8 protein-coding genes and 1 pseudogene are annotated in these 10,136 nt (G+C 38.6%); 6 read left to right on the top strand and 3 right to left on the bottom strand.

Annotated features, from left to right (window positions below):
* Positions 1-57 precede the first annotated feature (57 nt).
* On the top strand, positions 58-5,952 hold the full coding sequence (locus tag AB4Z17_RS28800) for an RHS repeat domain-containing protein (RefSeq protein WP_441963633.1): 5,895 nt from the start codon (positions 58-60) through the stop codon (positions 5,950-5,952).
* Positions 5,953-5,964: 12 nt separating this feature from the next.
* Positions 5,965-6,252 carry a magnesium and cobalt transport protein CorA gene (locus AB4Z17_RS28795; RefSeq protein WP_441963631.1) on the top strand — a complete coding sequence of 96 codons (288 nt, stop codon included), beginning with the start codon at positions 5,965-5,967 and terminating at the stop codon, positions 6,250-6,252.
* A 95-nt stretch (positions 6,253-6,347) separates the two neighbouring features.
* Here AB4Z17_RS28795 and AB4Z17_RS28790 read toward each other — a convergent pair whose 3' ends face one another.
* Positions 6,348-6,629, bottom strand: coding sequence for a hypothetical protein (locus tag AB4Z17_RS28790; RefSeq protein WP_441963629.1), 282 nt, complete (start codon positions 6,627-6,629; stop codon positions 6,348-6,350).
* 390 nt (positions 6,630-7,019) lie between these two features.
* Between AB4Z17_RS28790 and AB4Z17_RS28785 the strand changes: the two genes are divergently transcribed.
* On the top strand, positions 7,020-7,280 hold the full coding sequence (locus AB4Z17_RS28785; RefSeq protein WP_441963628.1) for a hypothetical protein: 261 nt from the start codon (positions 7,020-7,022) through the stop codon (positions 7,278-7,280).
* Between the two features lie 73 nt (positions 7,281-7,353).
* A complete protein-coding gene (locus tag AB4Z17_RS28780) occupies positions 7,354-8,283 on the top strand; it encodes a hypothetical protein (protein WP_441963627.1) in 930 nt (309 codons plus the stop codon).
* A 316-nt stretch (positions 8,284-8,599) separates the two neighbouring features.
* On the opposite strand, the gene AB4Z17_RS28775 is transcribed toward AB4Z17_RS28780, so the two are convergent.
* Both AB4Z17_RS28775 and AB4Z17_RS28770 read right to left on the bottom strand, forming a co-directional pair.
* Entirely contained in the window at positions 8,600-8,821 is a 222-nt protein-coding gene (locus AB4Z17_RS28775) for a hypothetical protein (protein WP_441963625.1), read from the bottom strand.
* A 128-nt stretch (positions 8,822-8,949) separates the two neighbouring features.
* Positions 8,950-9,198 (bottom strand): hypothetical protein, encoded by a 249-nt coding sequence (locus AB4Z17_RS28770; protein ID WP_441963623.1) that lies wholly within the window; start codon positions 9,196-9,198, stop codon positions 8,950-8,952.
* Between the two features lie 145 nt (positions 9,199-9,343).
* Here AB4Z17_RS28770 and AB4Z17_RS28765 point away from each other — a divergent pair, with 145 nt between their 5' ends.
* A complete protein-coding gene (locus tag AB4Z17_RS28765) occupies positions 9,344-9,547 on the top strand; it encodes a hypothetical protein (protein ID WP_441963622.1) in 204 nt (67 codons plus the stop codon).
* 349 nt (positions 9,548-9,896) lie between these two features.
* Positions 9,897-10,136, top strand: a pseudogene (locus tag AB4Z17_RS28760) (manganese catalase family protein); the annotation flags it as partial.

The raw sequence follows: 10,136 nt of genomic DNA, 5'->3' as shown, positions 1-10,136 counted from the left end.
GTGTACACTAAAAAACGAATTAAACTAATATCAATAATTTTAATCATCACTTTTTTTATGGGACTATTTAATAACTATGAGCGACAAACGGTTAATGCGAAAGCAGAAGAGAATCAATCGATTATAGCGCAAGACATGATGAAGCGCTTCTCAGTATCAGAGAGCTTTATTCAGGAGAATATAGATAATGGCTACAATTTAAATGAAATATACGCTGCTTTATATAAAGCTGAGTTAGAAGGGATTTCATTTGAACAAGCACTTTATCTGTTATTTTCTAAACTGGTGAATGAATCTCAAACTGCCACAGAGAGTGTCTATAATGGAGCAGCAGGTGATTCCACCCCGAAAATGATAATAATTGAAGCTGATAAATCAACGATTACAGGAAGTGTCTATAATCCTGATGTGACAGATAGTGTTTATGATTCTTCTTCGGTAACTGAAGGAGTTTATGGGAACAAAGGATATCAGTCAATGAGTATGGTCGAAACACCGCCAATATTAGAGACAGCTCCGGTGTACGATAAAACTAAATTAAGTGAAGCCCCATATAGTGTTGGAATTAATAATGAATCTATTTCGAGTTTATCAGGCAGCTTATCTATTCAAAATATAGATATGACATTACCAGGAAGAAATGGACTGTCATTTGCCTTAACGAGACAATATGACACAAATGATGCACAATACTATGATGAGAAATATGGCTCAGAGGTCTATGAATATGGAGACTATAAGTATTACGTCCAATATAACGCGATTAAAAAGAAAATATTATATCGGTACAAATTGAAGTACAATGAAAATAAATGGATTCAGCAAGACTATGATAAAAACGGAAGCATTGATTATAATACCATTCCGTTATCTACTGATGAAAAGTTGCGCGGTACTTATGAGACTAAAGCGGCAGCCCAAGCAGCAATGGTCTTACCACTAAGGTATTCTATTAATTCTGATCAGATTTACAAAGAAGAAATCAGAGAGTTAAGTAGTTTAACTACAATCCCTACTTATATTAATTATAATCAGTATGGATATAGTGGAGCACTTTACAAAACAGGAGATCCTTTTGTAACTTCCGGAAGCTATACTGCTGCAGATACAATAATAGGTCGAGACTCATGTATTGCGAAATTTCCCGGAAAATATAACTCTTCTAAAATTTGGCAATCTACCGAGCCTGGTGGTAGTTGTGGGACCTCTATGTTTTATGACAAGGATGGTTATGTAGGTAATCTTACAACCAAAGTTAATTCACTAACTAAAGATTGCCCGAATGGTAGTACGCCTGGTTGGATATGTACAAAAGAAATCACATCTTATTTTTCTGGTTCGGTTACAAAACCAGCTGTAGACAATCGGAAGTATTCGCAAAAATATAATGGATACCCGACTATGCCAGCTTACGTGAGTTCGACAAACTATGGACCTTGGGTAGCTGATGCTGTAACAGGAGGAAGAATGAGATATGCCTATGAAATCACTGGTTCTCAGTGGATTGATATTGAGGCATATGACGGACCAGTAGAAGGTGATCCAGTTCCGTTGATAACCCCTTTATATGAATATACAACTGCTAAGGATGAAGCTATTTCTATTAACGGAAGAGGAAATACCTTAGCGGGTACAGAGGACGGGTATTATTATTATTATGCCTCAAATCCCAATGCGGAGTTGAAGACTTTCCGAGTGGGAACATCGGCTGGAATTCGATACTTTAATGATACGAGTATGCCGCTCAATGAGAAGCTCTATCCAATTGGGAAAGGGTGGTCATGGAATCTACCGCACGTGCAGTCGGAGCAAGATAAACTCTACGTCATTATGGGAAATGGCGGGAAATATGAGGTAGAAGGTACCAATCTGAAAGGATCTGACTGGTTAGGCACGAGCTTGACATTGGATACTACGGTCAAGGTAAATGGAATAAGTTCAAAATACGTCTTGACTCCAATTGATGGTAGTATTAAGCAATATTTTGATCAGGAAGGTCGTATTATCCAAATCTCCGATGCGTATAACAACACGATTGAATTTAAATATGCCCTTGAGAACTCAACTTATAATGGTAGGAAGTTGTTAAGTCAAGTTAAGGATGCAATTGGCAATACCATTGATATTACCTATTCATCTACTGAAGTGAAGATTCAAAAAGGAAACGAAATTGTAACCTATACAAAGAAATTAGAAGGGAATATGGAACTGCTTGAGTATGTCGTAGATGCTGAAAATAGAAGAACAGATTATAAGTATGAATTGGGAGAGGCAAAGTTTAACTTGATGAATGCCTATCCGGAACGTGCGAAATCAAATCCTTATGTATTGCTGAAAAATATTAAGCATCCTACTGGGATGAAAACGGAGTATGTATATGAAGCTGCACCTGTCAAACGCTATTCAGGTGTGGATGTCATGAATGAGGCTTACCGAATTTCTTCTCGCGTAGATCGATTATATTATGAAAATGGGACGGAAAAGCAGTTCAATTGGAGATCTATGTCTTATAACAATACGGATGTTGGTCAGTCCTATGGTCAAGATTTTACATTTTCTACAACATTAAATAACGGACTAACAAATGTGACCACACAGTATAAAAAAGACTTTATTAATGATCAAACACCAATGCAGGTTTATCTCGAACAACAAAAGGAGTCGGCAGATGGCTTTGATAAAGTAGCTAACCATGCCTATACAAAGGTTGTCGGGTCTAGAGCTTACCCCGTGTCGACTCCAACAAGCACCACATTAAGCGACAATAAGACAGGCGATATCCTAACCACGAGTACAGAATATGATGATTACGGAAACACGCTCGTTGCCACTGATGTGAAAGGGGCTACAGTAAGCTATACGTACGATTCTGTGAAAAAATGGGTGGTTTCAGAAACTGCACTCGTAGACGCCGGAATCTATCATTATACCCTTTACGAGCGTAATGCGAAGGGAGATATAACTGGCATCACTGTAAGAAAAAACAATGCTTCCGGTGAAATTTTACAGCAACTGAATTTTACTGATTTCGATAGCTATGGAAACAGTACGAAAATGTCCATTGCCAATGGAGCTAAAAGCGTTCAGAAAATCACGGAGTACAGTGGCTCTTATTCACATGCATTCCCAACGAGTCAACAAGTTACGATTACAGATGCCGATCACGTTTCATCAACTATAAAGACTAGGGCTGAATATAATAGCTCGACTGGACGTATTACCGCCTCTATTGAAGGAAAGGACAAATCAGTTGGAGGTACCGAGTTACGAACGGAATATCAGTTTGACCTGCTCGGACGAGTGGAGTTGGTAAAACATCCTGATAATCAAACGCTTGCTGCAGCGTATGATGATACACAAAATACAGTAACGGTGACGGATGAGATGGGATACCAGACCGAGACTCGTTATAATGGATTGGGTTGGAAAGAAGAAGAAGGGATAATTGTAGCAGGCAATTTTCAAGTGAAAAATAGACTCTTATATGATGCATTTGGTCGTGTAGCTGAATCCCAGGATGCATTGGGCAATCGAACTCAAATGCAATACGATAACGAAAGCCGAATAGTAAAGACCACTGGAGAAGATGGAACAGAATCTACTGTTTCATATGATGATGCGCAACGTAAAATAACCAAAATGGATCCTATGGGTTTTACACAAGTAGAATCCTTTAATAAATATAACCAACTAATGACGCTGCAGGAAATGTCGCAATTAGGTGGTGAGCTTCGGTACATATCTCGTAATGTCTATCATCCGGTTAGTGGACAATTGATCCAACAAACGAATGCAAACAATGAGACGACAACATGGTCGTACGATACGGTAGGGCAGTTGAAGTCAGTCACGAATGCACAATTGGAAACAACAAGCTACAACTATGATTTACTAGGTAATCTTGTGAAAACGACATTTCCAGATGGGAAATTTCAAACGAAAGAATATGATGAGCTAGGCAGATTAATTCGTTCAAAAGATCCCTTGTTAAAAGAGAATACATTTTATTATGATGCGAATGGGAATCGTATTAAGATGAAAGATAAAGCAGGTCAGGAATTTGCCTACACCTATAATAAGAGGAATTTTCTAACGTCTAAACAAGGGCCATCTGAAGTCATATCTTTCACATATAAAGATAATGGTGCACGTGAGAGTATGATGGATAGTACGGGTACAACTAGTTACACATATAAGCCATTTACGGGTGAGTTAGACTCGGTTGTATATCCAGATCTTAAGACAATAGCTTATACGTATGAACAGAGAGGGCTGCGTGAAACAATGACGACACCTTTCTCTGATACAGTCAAGTATGATTATAACAATATGAATCAATTAGAATCAGTTAAGTGGAATGGTGAATTACAAGAAACCTATAGCTATAATGACAATGGTCAATTAGCTGAAAAGACACAATCGAATGGAATAAAAACAGAATTAGGCTATATCGATAACAAGTTGATAAGTCTAAAACAAATTAATTCGATTGCGTCGGTATTAGGTGAGTATGCTTATGAGCATGATGCAAACCGTAATATTAAAAATATAATGGAGAAGTTTGAGGGTGATATTAAATCGGATAATAGCTTTACGTATGACTCCTTGAATCGAATTAGTACATCTAGTCAATTTGACGAAACATACACATATGATAATCGCGGAAATCGTCTCACTCTTACATCCGATAATGAAATTCAGCTAAAAATGAATACCTCATATGGATATGATGAATGGGATCGTCTAACGAAAGTAACCGATGATGATGGACAGGTTGTTCAGTATCGTTACAATGGGGACAATCTACTCGTCGAACGAATAGAGAATGGAGAAACCACTCGCTATTATTATGACGGGCAACAAATCATAGCTGAGGGTATCGTACAGCCTAACGGTAAGGCGGTAGAGAAGGTAAGCTATCTTCGAGGTAACGGTCTAGTTATGCAGGAGCAAGTCAATGGAGAAAAAGGATACTATCTGCATAACGGGCATGGGGATATTGTTGGCATTCGAGATGAAGCAGGAGATATTTTGAATGAATATGAATATGACCTATGGGGCAATACAATTTCTAAAGTGGAGCAGGTAGACAATTCTTTCCGCTACTCTGGTGAATATTGGGATGAAACAACGGGATTACAGTACCTTCGTGCTCGTTGGTATGACCCTTCAATGGGGCGGTTTATAAATGAGGATACGTATGAAGGGGAACTGGCGAATCCTTTAAATCAGAATCTTTATACTTATGTGCATAATAATCCTTTGATTTATGTTGATCCGACTGGGCATTGGAATGAAAAGCTCGGATTTAATTATGTCATTAATGAAATGAAGAACATGTGGTCGGTTGCTACGACTACATCGGAGAGGAATTATTGGTCTAGTGAAGCAGAAAAAATAAGAACACAAGCACGAAATGCAGGCTACTCTAATTCAAATATTATGCAAAGTACCGATAAAATGATTCCAATGGAAGAGATAATGAAGCGAGCACATGAAATGTTTCCTGCATTAAGTGCTGTTCAAGGATTTACAGAAGGATTAAGCAGTTACGTTGAGAATCACCCCGGAGAAGGGGCGGCGATTTCAACAGGAATGGGCATATTTGCATTTGGGAAGATTTCAAAGTTAGAAAAAGGTTTGAACTTTACTGTAACAACTACAACTAGAATGGAGACTGCCGGAAGGTTTGTTCCAGTTCAAACTCTAACTTCAGCAATAAAATATGGAGAAGGTTTGCCTGATCCACGTGGTAGTAAGGCAATAATGTATTATACTGAAATGTATAAAACTCAATCCAAATCAATTTATGACCCTGCACTTGGATACAATGTCACAGTTAATTATGTTCAAAAATATAATTTGGAAGTACTCTATGATTCAGCTTCTAATACAGTTTATCATTTTGAGTATACAAGAGATGCAATTGGTCCATTAGGGGCTATTAAATAAGGCGGTGTCAATATGGAACAAAGGACTTCAAAAGAGCGATTGTACTGGTTGATTGAATTACAAAGACTGAAGAAAATTGAAATGGACAATTTTTGTAGAGAGTTTCAATTAACCTATGATCATGATCTTGAATTTGAAGAATTAAATGGTCAAGAAAGGCTTCTTTTTAGTGAACTAGCTAGAGCATCATCTAGATATTCGCCATTTGAACAGGAACGTATACTTTATCCAAACGTATATACTGATGAAGAGGAGATAGAACGTATTATTAATAAAATAACTAAGCTTTTAAATATATGACCAGTTTAAATGCCACATGTGAGTATTACTCCATGTGGTTTCTTTTTGCTTAAAAATATCTATTCCACCTCTAGTTAGATACGTCAATGGTATATTTACATCAAGACGTAACTAATGACGATATCACATTTGCTAACAAGTTGCTGATTGATTATTTGTTGTGTTTCGATTCCACTGTATGCTGTAACAACATGATCCTCCCATCGCCATGGAAGCAGTACAATATTCAATTGTTCATCATACAGTTTGTTCCACTTGAATATTTTAGTTTCGATATCGTCACGTTCAGGTGTTACATCCGAAGGTGACGCGATTAAAACATATAAAACTTCTGCTTGAAAGCTCATGCAAACGGCCTCTTCTCTAATTAATTTCACGCATTATAGTTAGCAATTCTAAAACTGACTTTATTTTCTTAGTCTACAACCTTATTTTCTAGCTTAGGTTATAACAACCTTTTGTGTTATCGTCCTCCACCGTTGCGGCAGAGGAATGATTCTGATGTGGGTCTCAAAGTAGATCATGCTCACTTATTTATTGGACTGCTTATTTCTAACCTATCTCATGATGATTACAAATTGATAGAAATAGAGTTGTATAAATATAAAAACGGATGAATCCCTACTGATGCTGAATCATATGTTTGCCATAAGTTTTTATAAGTAAATAAAAAATTGCCGTGAGTTTAAATAAAATAAGAAAAATCCACGTTTCTTGTGAAGAAACGTGGATTAACCCTTTATATATAAGGGGTGGCAATCTTTTGTGTGAAGTCTCAGCTCGCAAAACGAATTACACAGTATGTAACAATCGTTGGAGGAGCGTTTACGATTGGAAATTCTAAGAATGGTTGGTTTTCTAGTACGAATTATTTCAAAACCTATGAGTCGGGTACGACTGAAGGGATTAGTAAGGATGAGTATAATTTCTGGAAGGCGGAAGGGAGAGCACTTTGGGGGTATCTCGATAGATGGGGTAATTTTGTTCCGGGGTTATTCAATCCGAGATTAGAAGATTATACTGCATAAAAATTGTTGCCCGAGCAAATCAATATAAGGGTTTTGTTTGGGCAACAAAAAAACTTAAAAGAGGATGATTATAATGGCAGCAGATCTAACGATAGATGAGTCGCATTTTACTAGAATCGTTAATATAGAGTCACAGTATAACAGCTTGACAATCAGTAATACATTAGAAATAGAAGTAAATGCTGAAGCATTAATTGAGCATCTGAATCAGATGGAAGGAACGGACCGAATCGAGAAGCTGATAATAAATTATAATTCTTCATTAGGTGATCTCAGTGTACTACAGGCGTTTTCGAGTTTGAAAATTTTGTATGTCTATGGACATAAAATTAAATCTTTTGATGGAATAGAGCGGCTCTGCAAAGGTGAATATATTCAAATCCAAACTCATCGTAATCGACGAAGGGATATATCTCAGCTTTCCCAGACAAAATTAAAACGTATGGATATTTATGTGGAACAAATCGAGGATTATTCGGCTGCTGCAAGATGTAAGCATCTGCAGACCATTGATATTTTTCACAGCTCGATAGAGCCGGATTTTACGGAATGGAAAGAAAGTCCGGTTGAAAAAATGGCATTTAAAAGCTGTAAATTTAAAGAGTTGGGGAATGTAGCGTTAATATCTGGATTGACTAATCTCAGTGTACGGGGTTGTCGCAGCCTCGAGCGTTTCAAGGGAGATAACAGCAGCATTAAAAGGTTGGAAGTAGACAGCTGCAAAAAGCTGGACTTGAGTACGTTAAAAACATTCAAGGGAGTTGAAGTGCTAATAGTAAATAGCTGTACCAAGGAATTTAAGCTTAAAGAGATTGAAGGATTGAAAGAAGTAAAGATTCTAGATTTCATTTTATGCAATGTAGAGGTAGATTTAATCAACCTGAAGGATTACTTTCCGAATCTAGAGTCCATGCATATCTCTAGTATGAAAAAAGACTATGGTTTGCAGCTGAAACACTTGAACCCTGATGTCCAGATTACGAGTCGATCATTTGAGCTTTAGCAGAATATCATTAAAGTCAACTGATTTAACAGATACCTTGGAAGGCTTCATGCCTTCAAGGTTTCTTTGTTTGCAATACTTTTTAGAGCTGGTTTTTATTAATGAATTTAATGTTGTAATCCTACTTGGTGAACCTGGTCGTGAAAATAGCAATTAGTGAACGAACGAAGTTTTTGCGTGTTTCTCGCACGTTTTGATTGCAGTGGATTGATTATAAAATGCTTGTAATCTCTACGTATGGGATAGGAAACTAATCCTCGATGGTAATGGTCGGTTTCTTCCAAAATAATGATTGGTTCTTTACCCGAGAGTGCCTTCAATTCATCAAGCAATTCTCCCAGTCGTTTAAACCGCTCTCCTCGTGCGTAATATTCTCCAATATTCCGTACGGTTCATTCCTTCGCAGAAAAGCCTGTATCACGCTGATTCCTTTAGCCACATCTACTCCTATAACTGGCTCCATAACACACTCCCTAATTTTAAAATTACTTGCAGTTGCTCCCATAGCAAGATCAAATTCGGCCAGCAGCTGTTCCAAATGAAGCTTATAGGCTTTCTCGGCATGTTTTGCGCCGATCGAGCTAGCTGCCTGTGCCAGCAGAGATCGCCAGCTCTTCGTTCACCGCTATGCCGTCTCATGACCGTTTTCCAGCCGTCGATTACCTGTCAAACGGTGAACTTTTGAAGATCGGCAGGCGTTGGAAAGAGACGCAGTGTAGCGGGCGACCCGGAGCCAATAAGGTGCTTGTATACTTGCCTCAGCTTTGGAAACACAATGTCGACACAGCGGTGGATCTGCTTCTTGACGCTGACGAGACGATGGACGATTGTCTCCCTGTTTGCCATGAGCACACGTAGTTCCATGTACACTTCACTAGTTTCTTTAATGACAGTGTAGTAGCCACTTTTCACCATATCGGCGATAACCAAAGGAGGGAGTATTATCGCGGTTTTCCTTGTTCTTTTTGACGAGATGAGGGTTTACCAACACGACCTCGAGGCTCCGGTCTTTGAGCCAGGAAGCGAGCTGAGCCAGTAGTGACCGATTGGTTCCATACCGATGATGGTGTCGTTAAAATGGGTGTGTATTCTGCATATCTTTCATCCACTGAAGCAGCTGGCGGAAGCCAGCATCGTCGTTGGAGAAGTGAAGCAGAGTGCCGAGTGTGATTCCGTGGAAGTGACAGCGCGAGCAACATGGGACTGCTGGGCGATGTCGATACCGACGACAAGGTGCTGGGTTGAAATGCGTTCGAGCAGTTGATTTTATTTGAATTGAGCTTTAAACTTCAAACTTCAAGATAGAGCGACCTCCTTAAGATGGCTAAAGGGCTATGACCCGTGTCTACCTCATCGTACAGGAGTCGCTCGTTTTTGTGCAAAGCGCAAAATTAATGCCCTACAGGAATCCTAACGGGAAACTATAGTTCAACGATCTTGGTTTTACGTTGAGGTATAAAAGATTTTGAATTGATAAGTTGTAACAGAGGTGTGAGACCAGTTTTTAGTTGTCGAGTTGCCGCTTCATATAGTCAAAAGGCATTAATACCGAAATATTCAAAATCGAAAAGCCTTGCTGTGTCTAAGAAAATCATCACTGTTAATTACAATGTACCAACGAATTTGCACACTTGGAAATGATTGCTACAATGATATATAAATTGACAAAAGATGCAACGCCAGAGCAGCTTAAGGCTGCAGGCCTAGGTGCTCATTATGTGGCTCATGACAGCGCCTTATTCTATGAGAATGCAGGAGGCGTACCGTTTACGGCTACCTATATTCAAGCGAAAGGCGATCCAATTGCGGATCTATATGAGGATATAGCAGCGGAGGAGAAGGCTAGGGCGACG

Origin of the sequence: Paenibacillus sp. TAF43_2, assembly GCF_052113545.1 — a bacterium.
Taxonomy (GTDB): domain Bacteria; phylum Bacillota; class Bacilli; order Paenibacillales; family Paenibacillaceae; genus Pristimantibacillus.
Note: the sequence above shows the minus strand (reverse complement) of the source record. Positions and strands in the feature narration are given on the sequence as shown.